We start from the raw sequence: 19,128 nt of genomic DNA on the forward strand, positions 1-19,128 counted from the left end.
TTTCCCATGCAACACCTCACTCCCTGGCGCGCCGGCCTGCGCCTGGCCTTGATCTGCGCCAGCGTCTCGCTGGCCTTTCCCGCTTCGGCGGCCGTCGTCATCAGCCAGGTGTATGGCGGTGGCGGCAATTCGGGCTCGGTGCTCAAGAGCGACTTCATCGAGCTGCACAACAACGGCAGCCAGGCCGAGGACCTCAGCGGCTGGTCGGTGCAGTACGCCTCGGCCAGTGGTGGCACCTGGCAGGTGAGCACGCTGCCGGCCGGCACCCGCCTGGCCGCGGGCCGCTACCTGCTGATCAAGCAGGCTTCGCAAGGCGGCGGCAGTGTCGACCTGGTGCCTGACTACAGCCCCAGCCCGGCCATCGCGATGGCGGCCGCCAGCGGCAAGGTGGCGCTGGTCAACAACGCCAATGCACTCAGCGGCACGTCTCCTGCCGGGGTGGTGGACATCGTCAGCTACGGCAGCGCCACGGCCACCGAAGGCACGCCGGCCGGCCTGCTCTCGGCCACCAACGCCGCGCTGCGCAAGAACGGCGGCTGCGACGACAGCAACAACAACAGCGCCGACTTCAGCGTGGAAGCCGCCGCGCCGCGCAACGGCAGCACCGCCGCCCTGGTGTGCAGCAATGCACCGGGCGATGGCGGCGGCAGCCAGGCGCAGGCCGCGCGCATCTTCGCCATCCAGGGCAATGGCCGCAGCAGCCCGCTGGTGGGCCGGCAGGTGGTCACCAGCGGCGTGGTCACGCGCATCAACAGCAACGGCTTCTTCATCCAGGACCCGACCGGCGACAACGACCCGGCCACGTCCGACGGCATCTTCGTGTTCACCGGCAGCAGCACCTACGGCCCGGTGGCGCTGGACAACCTGGTGCAGGTGACGGGCACGGTGGCCGAGTTCAACACCGGCGCCTCCACCAACGCCGTGACCGCGGCCAACCCGGTGACGCAGCTCACCGCCGTCAGCGGCGTCACGCTGCTGGGCAGCGGCCAGCGCATCACCCCGGTGGTGGTGCAACTGCCCGAAGCGGTGGACGGCGACCTGGAGCGCTACGAAGGCATGCTGGTGACCCTGCCCGGCCCCTTCACCATCGCGCAGAACTACTTCCAGGGCCGCTACGGGCAGTTGACGCTGGCCTACGGCGACCGGCTGGAAACGCCCACCAACCGTTACCGCCCCGGCCCGCAGGCACAGGCCCTGGCCGACGAGAACAGCCGCCGCCGCATCGTGCTGGACGATGGCAGCGCGCTGCAGAACCCCAACCCCACGCCCTACCTGGGCGCCGATGCGCTGCCGCGCGCCGGTGACCGTGTGGGCAGCCTGACCGGCGTGATCGACTACGGCCTGGCCACCAGCAGCAATGCCGACGCGGGCGACTACAAGATCCACCCGACGGTGGCGCCGGCCTTCAGCACCGGCAACCCGCGCAGCACCGTGCCCGCCGCCGTGGGCGGCAATGTGAAGGTGGCCAGCTTCAACGTGCTGAACTACTTCACCACCTTCACCAACGGCGCCACCGCCAGCGGCCAGAGCGGCCAGGGCTGCAGCCTGGGGGCCAGCGTGTCGGCCGCCAACTGCCGCGGCGCCAGCAACGCGGTGGAGTTCAACCGCCAGCAGGCCAAGATCGTGGCCGCGATGGCCGCCATTGATGCCGATGCCTTCGGCCTGATGGAGATCCAGAACAACGGCAATGGGGCGGTGCAGAACCTGGTGGATGCGCTCAACGCCAAGGTGGGCGCCGGCCGTTATGCGGCCGCCGCGCTGCCCGCGCAAAGCACCGGCACCGATGCCATCCGCGTGGCCATCGTCTACCAGCCGGCGCGCCTGGCGGCCGTGGGCCAGCCGGTGAGCGACACCGACCCGGTGAACAACCGGCCCACGCTGGCGCAGACCTTTGCGCTGGCCAACGGTGAGCGCTTCACGCTGTTCGTCAACCACTTCAAGAGCAAGAGCAGCTGCCCCGCCGCGGGCGATGCCGATGCCGCCGGCAACACCGACGCGGGCGATGGCCAGGGCTGCTGGAACGCGCTGCGCCTGCAGCAGGCCCAGCGGCTGCGCAGCTTCGTCGCGCAGCGCCAGGCGGCCGTGGGCAGCACCGATGCGCTGCTGATCGGCGACTTCAACGCCTATGCGCAGGAAGACCCGGTCTACCAGCTCACCAGCAGCGGATTCACGGATGAAAGCGGCCGCTTCGAGCGCTTCGGCTACAGCTACGTGTTCGACGGCGCTGCCGGCCGTCTGGACCATGCGCTGGCCAGCACCAGCCTGTCGGCCCGCGTGACGGGTGTCACGCACTGGCACATCAATGCCGATGAAACCCTGCTGGCCGACTACAACCAGGAGTTCAAGGCGCCGGCGCTGTGCAGCGGCAACCCGTGTCCGGCCGATCCGTACCAGCCGAACCCGTACCGCTCGTCGGACCACGACCCGGTGGTGGTGGGCCTGCAGATCGTCAAGTCCATTGTGGGCGGCACCGCGCGCGACACGCTGGTGGGCACGGCGGGTGACGACCGCATCGTCGGCGGTGCCAACCCCGACGTGCTGACCGGCGGCGCCGGCAACGACGTGTTTGTGTACCAGTCGCTGCGCGACGCGGGCGACACCCTCACCGACTTCACGCCCGGTGCCGACCGCATCGACCTGAGCGCGCTGCTGGCCAGCATCGGCGCCAGCCCGGCCACGGCCTTCAGCCAGGGCATCGTCAAGCTGGTGGCCGCGGGCGACGACCTGCTGCTGCAGATCGACACCGACGGCGCCGGCCCGGTGGCCCCGCGCACGCTGGCCACCTTGAAGAACCTGCGCCTGAACCAGATCCAGCCCCAGCGCGACCTGGGCGTTCAATGAGAAGCCCCACCATGACCCTGATGAACCGCACCCTTGTTCTGCTGGCCGGCCTGGCCGCCGCCGCCACCGGCAGCCTGGCCCATGCCGGTACCGTGCCCGGCCTGACCGGCTGGACCACTGTCGGCGACGTGCTGCTGAACAGCGACGGCAGCGCCCTGATCACCACCGCCGCGGTGGACTCGGGCGAAACCCCGGCCAGCGCGCACAGCGCGCTGCTGTTCGATGCGCTGGAGCCCGCGCTGCAGCTGGCGCCGGGCGCCTTGCCGGGCGACAGCTACGAAGGCTCGGGCCTGGTGCTGCAAACCCAGCTGGCAGCGCCGGTGCGCATCAGCTTCAACTGGACGCTGAGCACCGACAGCTTCGATGCCGGCTACCGCGACCGCGCCTTCTTGGCGGTGGACGGGCAACTGGTGGGCGAGCTGGGTGAGGTGCAGCCTTTCGCCTTGAACGGCAGCTACAGCCTCACCCTCTCGGCCGGCAGCCACAGCGTGGCGCTGGGCCTGTTTGACGTCAACTCCACCGACCTGGTCTCGCGTCTGGCCATCAGTGGCTTGACCGTGAGCCCGGTGCCCGAGCCCGGCACCTATGCGCTGATGCTGGGCGGCCTGGCCGGCGTGGCGCTGGTGGCGCGCCGTCGCCGGCCAAGCGGCCGGGGCTGATCAGTCGGCGTTGCCGCTGCCCGGGGCGGGCGACGGCGCGCCGATCTCACGCACCAGCCGCTGGTAGTCCGGCGACTGGCGCACCAGCTGCCCGGCCGCCTGGCGCAGCCGCTGCACCTGCTCGGCCGGCAGGAACAGGCTGGTGGGCAGCGCCAGCAGCTCGCGCCGCTGCTGCTCATCGGGCAGCAGCCGGAAGGACACCGGCACGATGTGGATGGGCAGCTGTTGCTGGTCGGCCGTCTTCAGGCTGCGCCAGTGCTGGAACACCTCGGCCACCAGGGCCCGCGTTTCGTCCGAATAGCGGGCAATCAGCACGTCCGACAAGGCCTCGGCCACCTGGCCCACCTTGGGCACGTCGGCACTGCTGGCGATGGTGGTGGTGCTCTCGTTGCCGGCGTCCACCGCCACCACCACCAGCCGCTTCACGTTGTCCAGATCGGCCTTGTCGAACAGCTTCTGCGGCGACAGCCGCGCCAGGCCGTCCAGGTCCAGCAGGCCGCGCAAGGCCAGGTTGTCGGCCACGCCGCCGTCCACCAGGTGCAGGTAGGGCAGGGCGTTGCGGTCCTGCAGCCGCAGGTCGTCCTTCATGCGGCGTTCCAGCCGCGTGCCTTGCAGCGTGGCCAGCTGCTCGGGCGTGATCAGGCTGCGCAAGTCGGTGGGCGTGCCGCACTCGCCCGCGCGGTTCCACAGCGTGATGGGCGAGAACAGCAAAGGCACCGAGCTGGAAGCCGCCACCGCCCGCGCCAGCGGAAAGCGGCTGAGGTCGCTGCACAGCCAGTCGAAGGTTTCCTGCAGAAAATCGAAGCGCGCACCGGTAGACAGCTCGGCCGCGCTGATGATGGCCAGCGGCCCGCGGTCGCGCCGCACCAGATCGCCGAAGGTGGCGCCCTGGAACAGGGCCTGGTCCAGCTCTTCGGCCAGCAGGTCGCCCCGACCGAAGCGCGGCGAGGTGGTGCGCCAGAAGTCCCGCACCGAGGTGATGCGGTCGATCAGCCGCGACTGCAGGTCGCGCTGCAGAAAACGCGGCTCGAAGTCTTCGAAGATGCGGTCACCGGCCAGCGCCCAGTAGGCCGCGGTGATGGAGCCGCCCGACACCCCTGCCACCAGGTCCACCTCGTCCAGCAGCCGCTGAGGCCGGCCGTGCCATTCGATGGGCGTGCGCGCCAGCTGTTCCAGCACCCCATAGGCCAGCGCCGCCGCCCGCGAGCCGCCGCCGGAGAAGGTGACGATGACCATCAACTCCTCGTCCCCGGCCTGCCGGAACAGGCCACGGGCGCGATAGCCCTCGTGGGGCTTCACCGCCGCCAGCGGCGGGTTGATGGGGTAGTGGGCGGTGGAGGCACAGGCGGACAGCAGGGTGGCCAGCACCAGGAGCAGGCTCAGGCGAAGGCGAAGGCGATGGTGCAGAGCTGAAAAGGACATCGATCGTGCTTGGAGCGGTGCTTGGGTCGCGATGATGACCGGTCCTGGCGTGGTGGATACGCATGGCAATACTTGCCAACGGTTGCCATGTCCGCTAAGTTGTCCGTCGGAGGTACACATGCAGACCATGAACATCTCGCTGCCGGATCCGCTGAAAGAGTTCGTCGATGGGCAGATTGCCCAGGGGCGTTACAGCAGCGCCAGTGAGTACGTGCGTGAGCTGATCCGCGCTGATGAGCGGCGCAAGGCGCAGGAGGAGTTGGAAGCCAAGCTCCTCGAAGGACTGCGCAGCGCCGAGTCGCCACTCACGCCCGATGACTGGAAGGCCATTCGCAAGCAGGCGCTGGCCAAGGTCGAGGCCCGAACGCGCGCCCGCTGATGCCGCTGGTGCATCTGAGCGGGGCCGCTCGTCAAGATCTGATCGATCACTTCGCCTACCTTGACGAAGAAGCCGGTCAGGAGTTGGCCGACCGTTTCCTGCAGGCGGCTGAGACCTGCCTGAACTTGTTGGCAACGCAGCCCACGATGGGCTCGCCCTTGCGCTTGCGGTCGGCGCAGCTGGCTGGTTTGCGCAAGTGGCGTATCAGCGGCTTTGACAATGTCCTGGTCTTCTACCTGCCGCGGGCCGATGGGATCTCGGTCATCCGCATTCTGCACGCGGCTCAGGATTGGTGGAGGCTGGTGGGAATGTCCGATTGAGGGAGCCGCTCTCCCATCACTGGGCCGTCGTGCGGAACACCGACACCTGCTCCACCAGCTGCTGTGCATGGCGGCGCAGGCTTTCGGCCGCAGCGGCACTCTGCTCCACCAGGGCCGCGTTCTGCTGCGTGCCGCGGTCCAGCTCGGTCACCACACCGCCCATCTGCCGCACGCCGGCGTTCTGCGCCTGGCTGGCGGTGCTGATGCCGGAGATGATCTCGCTGACCTGCTTGACCGCCTGCACCACCTGCTCGATGGTGTCGCCGGCCTGGTTGACGCGGTGCGAGCCTTCGTCCACTTGCGAGGTGCTGGCTTCGATCAGCTGCTTGATCTCGCGCGCCGCTTCGGCCGAGCGCTGGGCCAGGTTGCGCACCTCGCCCGCCACCACGGCAAAGCCCCGGCCCTGCTCGCCGGCGCGGGCCGCCTCCACCGCGGCATTGAGCGCCAGGATGTTGGTCTGGAACGCAATGCCGTCGATGGTGCTGATGATGTCGGCGATGCGACGCGCCGACTGGTGGATGCGGTCCATCGTGTCCACCACTTCGCGCACCGCCACGCCGCCGCGTTCGGCGATGTCGGCCGCCGCCCGCGCCCGGTCATCGGCGCTGCGCGCCTGCTCGGCATTGCTGTGCACCGTGGCGCCCAGCTCTTCCATGGTGGAAGAGGCCTGCTGCAGCGAGCCGGCCTGCTGCTCGGTGCGCTGGCTCAGGTCCTGGTTGCCGTAGGCAATCTCCGCGCTGGCCGTGGCCACCGATTCGGCGCCCTGGCGCACCCCCGACACCAGCCGGCCGAGGTCGTTGCGCATGCGGCTGAGCGATGCCATCAGGCTGTGCTGGTCGCCGGCTTTCAGCGGGATGTGCCCGGTCAGGTCGCCCGCGGCAATCTGCCGTGTGATGTCGACGGCCTGGCTGGGCTCGCCGCCCAGTTCATTGAGCAGGCTGCGGCGGATGAGCAGACCCAGCCCCACCAGCAGGGCGCCGGCCAGCAGCGCACCCACGGCGGAACTGGCGGCGCGCCGCAGCATTGCAGCGTCCACCGTGTCCACGTAGACACCGGTGCCGATCACCCAGCCCCAGGGCTCGAACGCCTTCACGTACGACACCTTGGGCACCGGCTGGTCCTGGCCCGGCTTGGGCCAGAGGTAGTCGACATAACCACCCTCGGGCTGGCGCGCCGCTTGCACGAACTCGACGAACACCCGCTTGCCGGTGGGGTCCTTGGTATCGGACAGGTCCTTGCCGTCGAGCTGCCGACGGGCCGCATGCATCACCATGCGCGGGGTCATGTCGTTGACCCAGAAGTACTCCTGGCCGTTGTAGCGCAGGGCTTTCAGCGCGGCCAGCGCGGCCGCCTTGGCGTCGGCTTCGGACAGGCCGTTGCCGACCTGGGCCTGGAGGTGCTGAACCAGCGCATGCGCGATCTCCACATGCTGGCGCACGGCTTGGCGGCGCTCGTCCAGCATCTGGTTGCGTTCGGTCCACAACAGCCCCAGCGACAACACCACCACGGCGGCCACCGCAGCGCCCACCAGCAACAGCAGGCGGCGCGACAGATTCATGCGATTGAGCAGATTCATCCCGATTCCCTGGCAAACAAGGCCCACGCATCAACGACTGCAGAGCGGCCTGACGCCGCCCGCGGCAAAGTCCCGCGGGCGTGAGCGTGTGTGCACCATCGGGACGTGCGAACCCTGGTTACTGCCCGATCAAGGTTCGCGAAAGACCAAAGCGCTTTCGGCTTGAGATGCGCGGGACTTGAGGCGGCGGCTGATGGCGGTGGCCGCCACTGCCGCCACCACCGCGATGCCCGCACCCACCACGGCCACGCTCTGCACGCCCCATGCGTCGATGCTGGCACCGCCCAACAGGGCGCCCAGGGCGATGCCGCCGTTGGCGGCCGACACGTTGAGGGTGCCTGCCAGCGCCTGGGCCTGCGGCGCCGCCTTCATCACGCGGATCTGGCACACGGGGTACAGCGCCGTGTTGGCGATGCCCCAGACCCCCAGCGCGATGGCCAGACCGACCGTGTGCGCCGCCAGCGCCACCGTGGCCGCCATGCCTGCGGCCAGCACCAGGCAGAACGCCGCAGTGGTGGCCAAGGGCTTGCTGTCGACCCACTTGCCGCCCAGCCAGTTGCCCACCAGGCCCACCGCACCGAAGCCCATCAGCCACCAGCCCACATGGGCAGGGGGCACGCCGGCCACTTTCTCCATGAGTTCCGCCAGGTAGGTGTAGCCCGCGAACATGGCCGTGAAGACCGTGACCGACAGCAGCACGTTGGCGACGAAGGCCGGGTCGCGGAGGATGCGTGCTTGCTGCCGCAGGCCGACGCGCCCGGTGGCGGCCGTCTTGGGCATGCACACCTGCAGCAGCACCGCCACCAGCGCCGACATCAGCGCCAGCGCCCAGAAGGCGCCGCGCCAGCCCAGCGTGTCGCCGACCACGGTGCCCAGCGGGATGCCGAAGAGCATGGCCGCGGAGATGCCCAGGTAGACCGTCGCGACCGCACGCCCGGCCCGCGCCGGACCGGCCAGTTTGGCTGCGGTTTCGCTGGCCGTGCCCCAGAACACCGGCAATGCCAGCGCCGGCACGATGCGGGCCACTGCAAGCACCCAGAAGTCGGTCGCCATCGCCGCCACCGCGTTCGACACGGTGAACAGCAGCAGCACGGCCAGGAACATGCGCTTGCGCTCGACGTGCGACAGCCGGGCCGTCAGCGGCGGGCCTGCCAGCATGACGACCACGGCGAACAGCGTCACCAGCTGGCCGGCGGTGGTGACGGAGATGGAGAGGTCTCTGGCCAGGGCCGGAAGCAGGCCGACCATCAGGAATTCGGTGGTGACGATCACGAAGGACGCGACCGCCAGGATGAGCGTGGTGGCGGCACCGCCGGCGGCGGATGCCTGGCCGCTGGAAGGGGCGAGGGTGGTTGGGAGAGAAGACATGGTGCCCAGGAAGGCTGCAAACCCCCGAGCCTATTGATTCCTCTGCTTCCACTGTTGGATCAGATTTCCACCGTCTCCATCCTTCTATTCCGCATTACGGGCGCGCAGACGATCGGTCAGATGGTTCAGAACGGCGTCCACCTTGGGCAGCAACTGCCGGCTGCGCTGCCACAGCAGGTAAAGCGGCAGCCCGTCGATGGCATGGGAAGGCAGCACGCGCACCAGCTCGCCTTTGGCCAGCAGATCGGCCACCAGCCAGGTGGACAGCTGGCCCACCCCGAAGCCCTGGCAGACCGCTTGCACCCACGACTCCGCACTGCCGATTTCCAGGCGGGCCTGCGGATGGAAGTGCTCGACCGGTGCGTCACCGCGTTGGACGAGCCAGGGGCTGGGTGTGCCATCGGGGCGGCGGTACAGCACCGCGTCGACGTGATGCAGCGCCTCCAGCTCGTCGGGGATGGCGCCCACGCGCGCGAGGTAGCTGGGCGCGCAGCAGAAGATCCGGCGTTCCCTCCCCAGGAAGCGATGGCCGATGGGAGCCGGCCAGGCCTCCGCCCCACCCAGGCGTACCGCTACGTCGATACCGTCTTCCACCAGATCGATGAAGCGATCGGTGAACGAGACCTGCGGCTGCACGGCCGGGTGGGCCTTCAAGAAGTCGAACAGCGCCGGCATCACATGCATGCGGCCGTAGGTGGCGGGCAGGTCGATGCGCAGCTTGCCGGCGGGCACCAGGTCCTCGGCCTTGAGCACATGTTCGGCTTCCTCCAGTTCCACCAGCACCTTCTGGCAGGTCCGGTAGAAGGCCTGCCCGGCGTCGGTCAAGCCCAGCCGACGCGTGGAGCGCTCGAACAGCCGAACTCCCAGCCGCGCCTCCAGCCGCGCGACGGACTTGCCCACGGCCGAGTTGGTCAGGTTCAAGCGCTCCGCCGCCGCGGTGAAGCTGCCGGCGTCGACCGCTGTGACGAAGACGTCGATGCCTTTGAGGCGTTCGGAGGAGTGCATGGGGGGGTGGGAGGACCGTCCAGTGGCGGCACTGCGGCTCTCAGCGGCAGTGCCCTGGCGGAAGCGGTGAGATTCGAACTCACGGGCCCTTGCGAGCCGCCGGTTTTCAAGACCGGTGCAATCGACCACTCTGCCACGCTTCCTGGGGTCTTCAGGCGCGCATTCTCGCTCAACCCGGCACGGCCGCCTGATCGCACTGGATCTGGTGCACTTCGCGGCGGCCGCCGTCCACGCGCATGGCCGTCAGTTGGCCGCCCCACACGCAGCCTGAGTCCAGGCACAGCAGGTCTTGTCGCTGGGTGTAGCCCAGGGTGGACCAGTGGCCGAAGGCGATGGGCACGCCCGCGGTGGCGCGGCTGGGCACGTCGAACCAGGGGTGGTGGCCTTCGGGGGCGGCGCCGGTGCCGTCCTTGGTCTTGAAGTCCAGCGTGCCGTCGGCCGTGCAAAAGCGGATGCGGGTGAGCACGTTCACCACCAGGCGCAGGCGGTCGTGGCCTTGGAGGTCGTCGTGCCACCGGTCGGGCTGGTTGCCGTACATCGCGGCCAGGAAGGCCGGCAGGTCGGCGCTGCGCAGCATCGCTTCCACCTCGCCGGCCAGGGCCAGGGTGGTGGCGGCGTCCCACTGGGGCACCACGCCGGCATGCACGCACAGCCAGCCGCTGTCCATCAATGCCAGCGGGCGCTGGCGCAGCCAGGCCAGCCATTCTTCGCGCCGCGGGTCGGCCAGCAGGTCGGCCAGCGTGTCGCCGCGGTGCTGGGGGCGTATGCCGTGGGCCACGGCCAGCAGGTGCAGGTCGTGGTTGCCCAGCAGCGCCTCGGCCGAGCTGCCCAGCGCATGCAGCTGGCGCACCGTGTCCAACGAGCGCGGGCCGCGGTTGACGATGTCGCCCAGCACCGTGAGGTGGTCGCGTGAAGGGGAGAAGGCGATCTCGTCGAGCAGCCGCTCGAACGCGTCGCAGCAGCCTTGCAGGTCGCCGATGAGGTAGTGCATCACCTGATTCTGCTACGCTGCCTGCTCCGCCTGACCCGGTGCCGCCGCGCCTTCGCGCCGCGGCATTTTTTGAATGGACATTGCGCTACTCGTCTTCCTGATCCTGATCAACGGCCTTTTTGCCATGTCCGAGATGGCGCTGGCCTCCAGCCGCAAGGCCCGGCTGCAGGTGATGGTGGAGGGCAACGAGCCCGGCTCGCAGGCGGCGATGGACCTGCACGACGACCCGACCAAGTTCCTGTCCACGGTGCAGATCGGCATCACGTCCATCGGCGTGCTCAACGGCATCGTGGGTGAATCGGCCTTTGCCGGTCCGCTGGCCGACTGGCTGGTGCTGCGCTTCGACCTGCCCGAGCGGGCGGCCGGCATCACCGCCACCGCGCTGGTGGTGATGACCATCACCTTCGCCACCATCATCTTCGGCGAGCTGGTGCCCAAGCGCCTGGGCCAGATGTTCCCCGAGCGCATCGCCCGCCTGGTGGCGCGGCCGATGGTGTGGCTGTCCACCGCCACCCGGCCGTTCGTGGCGCTGCTGTCGGTGGCCACCGAGGGCACGCTGCGGCTGCTGGGCATCAAGTCGGGGCCCAACCGCAGCGTGACGGAAGAAGAGATCGCCGCCAGCCTGGAAGAGGGCCTGGACGCCGGCGTCATCGAGCACCAGGAGCATCAGATGGTGCGCAACGTCTTCCGGCTCGACGACCGGCAGGTGGGCTCGATGATGATCCCGCGCAACGAGATCGAATGGCTGGACGTCAATGCCCCGATGGAGCAGACGCTGGCGCAGATGGCCGAAGGCGGCCACACCCGCTACCCGGTGTGCCGCGGCGGCATGCAGGACGTGATCGGCGTAGTGTCGGCGCAAAGCCTGCTGCCGGCGCTGGCGCGGGGCCAGCAGGCCTCGCTCACCGAGTACCTGACGCCGCCGGTCTTCGTGCCCGAGACGCTGTCGGGCATGGAACTGCTGGAGCACTTCCGCGCCTCGGGCGCGGAGCTGGTTTTCGTGGTGGACGAATACGGCGAAGTGCAGGGCGTGATCACCGTGCGCGACGTGCTGGAAGCCATCACCGGCGAATTTGGCGCGCCCACCGACGAAGACGCCTGGGCCGTGCCGCGCGACGACGGCAGCTGGCTGCTGGACGGGCTGATTCCCGTGCCCGAGCTGAAGGACCGCCTGCACCTGAAAGAGCTGCCCGAAGAAGACCGGGGCCGCTACAACACCCTGGCTGGCATGATCATGCTGCTGCTGGGCCGGCTGCCACGCACCGCCGACAAGGTGGAGTGGGGCGGCTGGCTGTTCGAGGTCGTCGACCTGGACGGCAAGCGCGTGGACAAGGTGCTGGTCAGCCGCCTGCCCTCGAACGAAACCGAGACTGAAGAATGATCCATCCTTCCCTGCACAAGAACCCCGTGGCGCTGGACCGTGACCAGCACCGTACGCTGCGTGTGCGGCAAGACTTTGCCGACGTGTCGCACACCATCGGGCTCAACTCCATGTTCCTCACCGCGGTGGAGTTCTCCGACGCGTGCAAGGAATACCCCATCGTCTTCGTGCGTGCCGGCACCGACCCGCAGACGCAGAAGCCCGACATTGCGCCGGTGGCCGTGTTCGGCCTCTCGCCCGACGAGAACCTGTTTGCCGAAGGCACCCGCTGGGGCGCCGACTACGTGCCCGCGGTGCTGCGCGCCTACCCCTTCGCGATGGCGCCGATCGGCCCCGACAACTACGCCGTGTGCGTGGCGCGCGAGTGGGCCGGCTTCTCCGAGACCGAAGGCACGCCGCTGTTCGACGAGCAGGGTGCGCCCACCACGTACCTGAAGGACATGCAGCAGTTCCTGGAAAAGCTGGAGCTGGAGGTGCAGCGCACCCGCCTGGTGGGCCAGAAGCTGCTGGAGCTGGAGCTGCTGCGCGACATGCGCTTCGACGCCACGCTGCCCGATGGCAACAAGCTGACGGTGGACGGCTTCCTGGCCGTGGACGAAGCCAAGTTCACCGCGCTGCCCGACGACAAGGTGCTGGAGCTGTACCGCAGCGGCCTGATGGGCCTGATCCATGCGCACCAGGTGTCGCTGGGCAACATGACGCGGCTGATCGCCCGCCGGGTCCGCCGCACCGCCAACGCTTGACATGGAGCCCCCAAGCTCGCTGCGCTCGCACCCCCCCGAGGGGGAGCACCCGCCCTTGGGGCGGCCCGGCGGGCGGGTGGTTCGCCCACTGGTGCGCTAAGCGCACGCGGCACCCAGGCGGCCCGCTAGCATCGCTGCCCGGGCCGCAGGGGCGGCCCCAGGAGCGATCGGCATGTCGGGTTCCGCGTTCGAAGGTTTCTTGTCCACGCCGCAGATGCTGGCCGTGTTCGGCGACCAGTCTGTGATGCAGGCGATGATGGACTTCGAGTCCGCGCTGGCCCGGGCCGAGGCGGCGGTGGGCCTCATCACCCCGGCTGCGGCCACCGCCATCGCCGGCGTGTGCCGGGCCGAGCTGTACGACGTGCCAGCCCTGGTGGCCGCCAGCGGCCGCGCCGGCAGCCTGGCCATCCCGATGGTCAAGCGCCTGACCGAGACGGTGGCGCTGTTCGATACCCAGGCCGCCCAGGTGGTGCACTGGGGTGGCACCAGCCAGGACGTGATCGACACCGCGATGGTGCTGGTCACCCGCCGCGCGCTGGCGCTGATCGACGCCGACCTGAGCGCGCTGAATGCCGCGCTGCTGGCGCTGGCCGAGCAGCACGTGGCCACGCCCATCATGGGCCGCACGCTGATGCAGCCGGCTTCGGTGGTGAGCTTCGGTTTCAAGGTGATGGGCTGGGTGGGCCCGCTGGTGCGCTGCCAGCAGCGGCTGCATGCGGCCGCGGCGCGGGCGCTGCAGCTGCAGTTCGGCGGCGCGGTGGGCACGCTGGCCACGCTGGGCGAGCAAGGGCCCACGGTGGCCCAGCACATGGCGCAGCAGCTGCACCTGCCGCCCTGGCAGGGCGCCTGGCACACCCAGCGCGACGACTGGGTGGCCCTGGGCTGCGAGGTGGGCGTGCTGGTGGGTGCGCTGGGCAAGTTCGCGCGCGACCTGTCGCTGATGAGCCAGGGCGAGATCGGCGAGCTGAACGAGCCCACTGGCGCCGGCCGCGGCGGCAGCACCGCGCTGCCGCACAAGCGCAACCCGGTGGCCAGCATGGTGGCCCTGGCCGCCGCGCAGCGCGCCCCGCACCGCGTGGCTGCGCTGCTGGCCGACATGTCGCAGGAACATGAACGCGGCCTGGGCAACTGGCAGGCCGAGCTGGCGGACTGGGCCGGGCTCTTCATCAGCGCCCATGGCGCGGTGCATGCATTGGCCGAAGCCGCCGCCGGCCTGCAGGTGAACCCGCAGCGCATGCGCGATCACATCGAGGCGCTGCAAGGCCTGGTGAGTGCCGAGGCCTGCAGCACCCGGCTGGCCGGTGTCATCGGCAAGCCGGAGGCACAGCGCTTGCTGGAAGACCTGTCGAAGCGGGTGATGAGCGAACACCGCCACCTGCGCGAGCTGCTGCTGCAGGCGGTGGCCGACGATCCGCGGCTGCAGCCCGCGGTGCCGCCCGAAGACATCCATCGCCTGTTCGATGCCGACCATGCTGCCCGCCACGGCGCCGAGCGTGCCCGCGAGCAGCTGGCCCGCTACCGGCCGCTGGCCGCGCAGCTGGCCGCCGCCAAGCCCTTCGACGTCCCCGAATCCAACCTCCAAGATCACAGCCCACAGGAACAAGCATGAGCTCTCGCCAGGATGATTTCGACCGCGGCCTGAAGAACCGCCGCGCGGTGCTGGGCGACGCCTGGGTGGACAAGTCCACCGCCGGCGCCAATGCCTTCAATGCCGAGTTCCAGGACCTGATCACCCGCTTCGCGTGGAACGACATCTGGGGCCGCCCGGGCCTGGACCACACCACCCGCCGCCTGCTGGTGCTGGGCATGTGCATGGGTCTGGCCCGGTGGGAAGAGTTCGAGCTGCATTGCGGCGCCGCCATCCGCGGCGGCGTGCCGCTGGACACCATCAAGGAGGTGCTGATGCAGGGCGCCATCTACTGCGGCGTGCCGGCGGCCAACACCGCCTTCAAGCTCACGGTGGACATCCTGAAGAAGGAAGGCCTGCTGCCCGAGCCCGCGCCGCTGACGCCCGGCCCGCGCGTGCAGCTGCACCACACCTTCAGCCAGCCGCAGCTGCAGGTGGCGCTGCAGGGCACCGACAGCGGCCTGCCCATCGTGCTGAGCCATGCGCTGGGCCTGGACCTGCACATGTGGGACGGCCTGGCCGCCGAGCTGGGCAAGAGCCACCCGGTGCTGCGCTACGACCACCGCGGCCATGGCGGCTCGGCGGTGCCCGAAGCCGCCTTCACCATGGACGATCTGGTGGACGACGCGGCGCGGCTGATCCGCGAATGGGGCCGTGGCCCGGTGCTGTTCATCGGCCTGTCGATGGGCGGCATGGTGGGCCAGGGCCTGGCCATCCGCCACCCCGAGCTGGTCAAGGGCCTGGTGCTGGCCAACACCACCTCGCAATACTCGGATGCGGCCAAGACCGCCTGGGTGCAGCGCATCGAAACGGTGAAGGCCGGCGGCATGGCCGCGGTGGCCGACATGGTGGTGCAGCGCTACATGCACGAAGACCACCGCCAGGCCCACCCGGCGCAGGCCGAGGCGCTGCGCAGCCGGCTGCTGCGCACCTCGCCGCAAGGTTATGCGGGCGCCTGCGCCGCGGTGATGTCGGTCGACTGGCTGGGCCGCCTGGCCGAGGTGAAGGCACCCACGCTGGTGATCGCCGGTGCCCGCGACGCCGGTGCCACGCCGGCCATGGCGCAGGCCATCGCCGAGCAGGTGCCCGGCGCGCAGCTGGAAGTGCTGGCCGATGCCAGCCACCTGAGCGTGCAGGAGACGCCGGCCGAGTTCAACCGGCTGCTGCAGGCCTTCATCGAACGCGTGCGCCAGGCGGGCTGATGGGTCATCCGAAGTCGGTGCAGCCGCAGGGCGATGCCAGCGTGCAGGAATCCAAAGTGGAGGTGGCCACGCTGGCCAATGGCGTGCAGGTGCTGGCGCTGCGGCTGCCGCAGCTGCCCACCGCCAGCGTCAGCGTGTTCGTGCGCACCGGCAGCCTGCATGAAAGCCGTCGCAGCAACGGCATCAGCCATGTGGTGGAGCACATGGCCTTCAAGGGCACGCAGGGCCGCAGCTGCCAGCAGATCAACCTCGATGCCGAGCTGCTGGGCGCCGAGGTCAATGCCCACACCGACAAGGACCACACCGCGTACCACATGCGCGGTCTGGCGGCCGATGCGCCGGCCTTCGTGGCGATGCTGGGCGACATCGTGCGCCACGGCACCTACCCCGAGGCCGAGCTGGCCCGTGAGCGCGACGTCATCCTGCAGGAGCTGAGCGAGGACGACGACGACCCGGTGAGCACTGCCTACAAGCTGTTCGACCACCACTGCTTCGGCGCCCACCCGATGGCGCTGCCGGTGATCGGTTCGCGCCGCGTGATCGAAACGCTGACCCGCGACGAGCTGATGGCCTACGTGGCCCGCCAGTACACCGGCGCCAACGTGGTGGTGGCCGCGGCCGGTGACGTGCAGCTGCACAGCCTGGCCACGGCGGCCGAGGCCGCCTTCGCCAGCATGCCGGCCGGCACGCCCAACACCGTGGCGCCGCCGCAGCACCTGGGCGGCCTGGGCGCCAAGCGCCAGACCGGCGCCAGCCAGACGCATGTCGTCATGGGCTTTCCCATTCCCGCGCTGGCGCAGCCGCACCATGCGGCGGTGATGGCGGCGGCCGTGTTCGGCGAGGGCATGAGCTCGCCGCTGATGGACGAGATCCGCGAGCGGCGCGGCATCGCCTACTACTGCAGCTGCTCGGCCGACGTGTACGAGCACTGCGGCCAGTTCATCGTCGAGGCGTCGATGCACCCCGACCGGGTGGACGAATACCTGGGCGCCGTCACCGGACTGCTGGCCGCGCATGCGCAGGGCATAGCTGCGGTGTCGCTGCAGCGCGCGCGCAAGCAGCTGCAGGTGCGTGAGCTGCTGGACGCCGAGCGCCCGCAGCGCCGGCTGGAACGCGCCGCGCTGGACATGATGTCGCTGGGCCGCGTGCGCGACCCGCGCGAGCGGGCCGACGCGCTGGCCGCCTTGAGCGCGGGCCAGGTGAGCCAGGCCTTCGCCGACCTGCTGCGCCAGCCGGTGGCGCTGGCCATGGCCGGCCGGGTGAAGCCCGGCGCCATCGATCGCGCGCGCCAGGCCCTGGCGGCGCAGGGCATCGGCGGGGTTTGATCAGGCCGGCGTGCTGCGCCGCAGCCGCCGCTCCACATCGCCCGGAAAGCGCTGGAAGTCCAGGGGCTTGGTCCAGTAGTCGCTGGCGCCGGCTTCGCGCGCGGCTTCCAGTTCTTCGGGCAGGGCGCTGGCCGACAGCACGATGATGGGCGTGCCGGCATGCACCGGCTGCGCACGCAGCTGGCGCAGCACCTCCAGTCCGTGCATGTCGGGCAGCTGCAGGTCCAGCAGCACCAGATCGGGCGGGTCGGCGGCGGCGCGGGCCAGGCCCTCGGCGCCGGTGGTGGCCGTCACCACCCGCAGGCCCGACGACAGCGCCAGCAGCTGTTCGATCAGCAGCGCGTTGATGGGGTTGTCCTCCACGCACAGCACGGTGGCCAGCCCTTCGGCATCGGCCACCACCGGTGTGGCGGGTTCGGGCTGCAGCAGCGCGCCGGTGTGGTTGGGCGGCAGCACCTCGGGGTGGGGCGCCTCGCAGGCGGGCAGGTACAGCCGCACGCGGGTGCCGTGGCCGGCCTCGCTGTCGATCTCCAGGCGGCCGCCCATCAGCAGCACCAGCTCGCGCGCCAGCGCCAGGCCGATGCCGGTGCCCTCGTAGCCTTCACGCTCGCGGCCCAGGCGGTTGAAGGGCTCGAACAGCCGGGCCTGCTGCTCGCGCGTCATACCGATGCCGGTGTCGGCCACCTCGATGACCACCTGGCCGCCGGCGCTGCGCGCCGCCACGCTGGCCGAGCCGCCGGGCCGGTTGTACTTGATGGCGTTGGACAACAGGTTGATCAGCACCTGACGCACGCGGGTGCGGTCGGCGCGCACGCCGGCCACCTCGGCGGCCAGCGGCATCAACGACAGCACGATGCGGCCGCGCTCGGCCAGCGGGCGGTGCAGCGCCACCGTCTCCTGCAGCAGCGGCGCCAGCGCCAGCGGCTCCAGCGCCACGTCGATGTGGCCGACCTCGGCGCGCGAGAGCGCCAGCACGTCGTCCACCAGCGTCAGCAGGTGCCAGCCGGCGCGTTCCAGGTGGCTGATGTGGTCCAGCTCCGCCGGGTGCAACCGCGGACCGGCATCGCGCCGCAGCAGCGCCGCAAAGCCCAGGATGGCATGCAGCGGCGTGCGCAGCTCGTGGCTGGTGCGCGAGAGGAATTCGCTCTTGGCCTGGTTGGCGGCCTGCGCTTCGGCCAGCGCCCGCCGTGTCTCGGCGGCCACCCGCAGGTCGCTGATGTCCAGCGCGGTCACCAGGCAGCAGGGCTGGCCCAGGTAGTCGATCACGTCGGCGTTCATCACCTCCGGGTGCACGCGGCCCTGCAGGTCGCGCACGCGCACCACCAGGTTGCGCACCTGGCCGTCGGCGCGCAGGCGTTGGTAGAAGAGCTCGCGGTCTTCTTCCAGCAGGCCGCGCGAGAAGGTGTTGGACGAGCGGCCGACCATCTGCGCATGGGTCAGCCCGAAGCGCTGGCAGGTGGCCTGGTTGACGTCGATCACGCAGCGGTCGGTCAGCGAGACGATGGCCGAGGCCATCGGCACCGACTGGAACAGGCGCTCGAAGCGGTCGCGCCCGGCGGCGATCTCGCGCGCCGCGGTGCGGCGCTCGGCCTCGCGGTCGATGTTGTCCAGCGCGTACGAGATGTCATCGCTCATCTCGTCCAGCAGCGTCAGCAGTGGCGGATCGAAGAAGTCGGGCGCGTCGGCGCACAGCATCAGCGTGCCGTACACCTGGCCGCCACGGCGCAGCGGCAGCCAGACGATGGCGTGGATGCCGTGGGCGATGGCCACCTGGCGCCAGCGGCCGCCGGTCGGGTCCTGCTGGTACCGGTTGCTCAGCTGGTGCCGGCCCTCCCGGAAGGCGCGTACCGTGTAGGTGCCCTGCATGGCGGGGTCCTCGGTATCCAGCGGGTCCGGCACGGTGGCCAGGATCTGGTCGGCCGGTCCGGCGGTGGCCGCGCGGCGCAGCATCGTGCCGTCCAGCACGTAGATGCAGGCCAGCACCGCATGGCCGGTGTCCACGCAGATCTTGCAGGTTTCGGACAGCACCAGGCCTTCGTCGTCGGTGCGCATCACCATGCGGTTGGTGCGTGACAGCGCGGACAGGAAGCGGCTGAGGCGGGCCGCATGGGCGGCGGAGTCGCGGTGGCGGCGTCGGAGGACCAGGACGGCTGCACCAAAGGCCAGCGTCGTGAGCACCGGCAGCAGCAGAAAGACCGCCCAGCCGCTTGTCGTGGGGAAAACCGACATTCAGCGAGCGTATGCGGCGCGGGGAAGGATGTCGATCGGTAAACCCGCCCATCGGCGGCT

Annotated in this window: 15 protein-coding genes and 1 tRNA gene; 9 read left to right on the forward strand and 7 right to left on the reverse strand. The window is 70.1% G+C overall.

Annotated features, from left to right (window positions below; translation table 11 throughout):
- The first annotated feature begins 6 nt into the window (after window positions 1-6).
- Both MW290_RS20280 and MW290_RS20285 read left to right on the forward strand, forming a co-directional pair.
- Window positions 7-2,841 (forward strand): ExeM/NucH family extracellular endonuclease, encoded by a 2,835-nt coding sequence (locus tag MW290_RS20280; protein ID WP_250199488.1) that lies wholly within the window; start codon window positions 7-9, stop codon window positions 2,839-2,841.
- A 20-nt stretch (window positions 2,842-2,861) separates the two neighbouring features.
- Window positions 2,862-3,500: a PEP-CTERM sorting domain-containing protein gene (locus MW290_RS20285; protein ID WP_250199489.1), complete on the forward strand. Its 639-nt coding sequence runs from the start codon at window positions 2,862-2,864 to the stop codon at window positions 3,498-3,500.
- Here MW290_RS20285 and MW290_RS20290 read toward each other — a convergent pair whose 3' ends face one another.
- Window positions 3,501-4,922, reverse strand: a complete 1,422-nt coding sequence (locus tag MW290_RS20290; protein ID WP_250199490.1) for a patatin-like phospholipase family protein — start codon at window positions 4,920-4,922, stop codon at window positions 3,501-3,503.
- A 118-nt stretch (window positions 4,923-5,040) separates the two neighbouring features.
- Between MW290_RS20290 and MW290_RS20295 the strand changes: the two genes are divergently transcribed.
- Both MW290_RS20295 and MW290_RS20300 read left to right on the forward strand, forming a co-directional pair.
- Window positions 5,041-5,301, forward strand: a complete 261-nt coding sequence (locus MW290_RS20295; protein ID WP_250199491.1) for a type II toxin-antitoxin system ParD family antitoxin — start codon at window positions 5,041-5,043, stop codon at window positions 5,299-5,301.
- Entirely contained in the window at window positions 5,301-5,621 is a 321-nt protein-coding gene (locus MW290_RS20300) for a type II toxin-antitoxin system RelE/ParE family toxin (protein WP_250199492.1), read from the forward strand. The genes MW290_RS20295 and MW290_RS20300 overlap by 1 nt, the downstream gene beginning before the upstream one ends.
- Before the next feature lie 16 nt (window positions 5,622-5,637).
- Here MW290_RS20300 and MW290_RS20305 read toward each other — a convergent pair whose 3' ends face one another.
- The 5 genes from MW290_RS20305 to MW290_RS20325 form a co-directional block, all read right to left on the reverse strand.
- Entirely contained in the window at window positions 5,638-7,197 is a 1,560-nt protein-coding gene (locus tag MW290_RS20305) for a methyl-accepting chemotaxis protein (RefSeq protein ID WP_250199493.1), read from the reverse strand.
- Between the two features lie 129 nt (window positions 7,198-7,326).
- The gene (locus MW290_RS20310; protein WP_250199494.1) at window positions 7,327-8,565 is read right to left on the reverse strand and encodes an MFS transporter; all 1,239 of its coding nucleotides are present in this window, start codon (window positions 8,563-8,565) and stop codon (window positions 7,327-7,329) included.
- 84 nt (window positions 8,566-8,649) lie between these two features.
- A complete protein-coding gene (locus MW290_RS20315) occupies window positions 8,650-9,570 on the reverse strand; it encodes a LysR family transcriptional regulator (RefSeq protein ID WP_250199495.1) in 921 nt (306 codons plus the stop codon).
- A gap of 55 nt (window positions 9,571-9,625) precedes the next feature.
- Window positions 9,626-9,713 (reverse strand) — tRNA-Ser (locus MW290_RS20320).
- Window positions 9,714-9,739: 26 nt separating this feature from the next.
- Entirely contained in the window at window positions 9,740-10,561 is an 822-nt protein-coding gene (locus MW290_RS20325) for a symmetrical bis(5'-nucleosyl)-tetraphosphatase (RefSeq protein ID WP_250199496.1), read from the reverse strand.
- 73 nt (window positions 10,562-10,634) lie between these two features.
- Between MW290_RS20325 and MW290_RS20330 the strand changes: the two genes are divergently transcribed.
- The 5 genes from MW290_RS20330 (at window position 10,635) to MW290_RS20350 (ending at window position 16,839) form a co-directional block, all read left to right on the forward strand.
- Entirely contained in the window at window positions 10,635-11,942 is a 1,308-nt protein-coding gene (locus tag MW290_RS20330) for a hemolysin family protein (protein WP_250199497.1), read from the forward strand.
- A complete protein-coding gene (locus tag MW290_RS20335; RefSeq protein WP_250199498.1) occupies window positions 11,939-12,685 on the forward strand; it encodes a SapC family protein in 747 nt (248 codons plus the stop codon). Before MW290_RS20330 ends, MW290_RS20335 begins: the two co-directional genes overlap by 4 nt.
- Window positions 12,686-12,857: 172 nt before the next feature.
- Complete coding sequence (locus MW290_RS20340) at window positions 12,858-14,294, forward strand: lyase family protein (RefSeq protein WP_250199499.1); 1,437 nt, start codon at window positions 12,858-12,860, stop codon at window positions 14,292-14,294.
- Window positions 14,291-15,514 carry a bifunctional 4-carboxymuconolactone decarboxylase/3-oxoadipate enol-lactonase PcaCD gene (gene pcaCD / locus MW290_RS20345; protein ID WP_250199500.1) on the forward strand — a complete coding sequence of 408 codons (1,224 nt, stop codon included), beginning with the start codon at window positions 14,291-14,293 and terminating at the stop codon, window positions 15,512-15,514. Before MW290_RS20340 ends, pcaCD begins: the two co-directional genes overlap by 4 nt.
- A complete protein-coding gene (locus MW290_RS20350) occupies window positions 15,514-16,839 on the forward strand; it encodes a M16 family metallopeptidase (RefSeq protein ID WP_250199501.1) in 1,326 nt (441 codons plus the stop codon). The genes pcaCD and MW290_RS20350 overlap by 1 nt, the downstream gene beginning before the upstream one ends.
- Here MW290_RS20350 and MW290_RS20355 read toward each other — a convergent pair whose 3' ends face one another.
- Window positions 16,840-19,068 carry an ATP-binding protein gene (locus MW290_RS20355; protein ID WP_250199502.1) on the reverse strand — a complete coding sequence of 743 codons (2,229 nt, stop codon included), beginning with the start codon at window positions 19,066-19,068 and terminating at the stop codon, window positions 16,840-16,842. It abuts the gene before it with no gap.
- Between the last annotated feature and the right edge of the window lie 60 nt (window positions 19,069-19,128).

Source organism: Aquincola tertiaricarbonis, assembly GCF_023573145.1.
Classification (GTDB): Bacteria; Pseudomonadota; Gammaproteobacteria; order Burkholderiales; family Burkholderiaceae_C; genus Aquincola; species Aquincola tertiaricarbonis_B.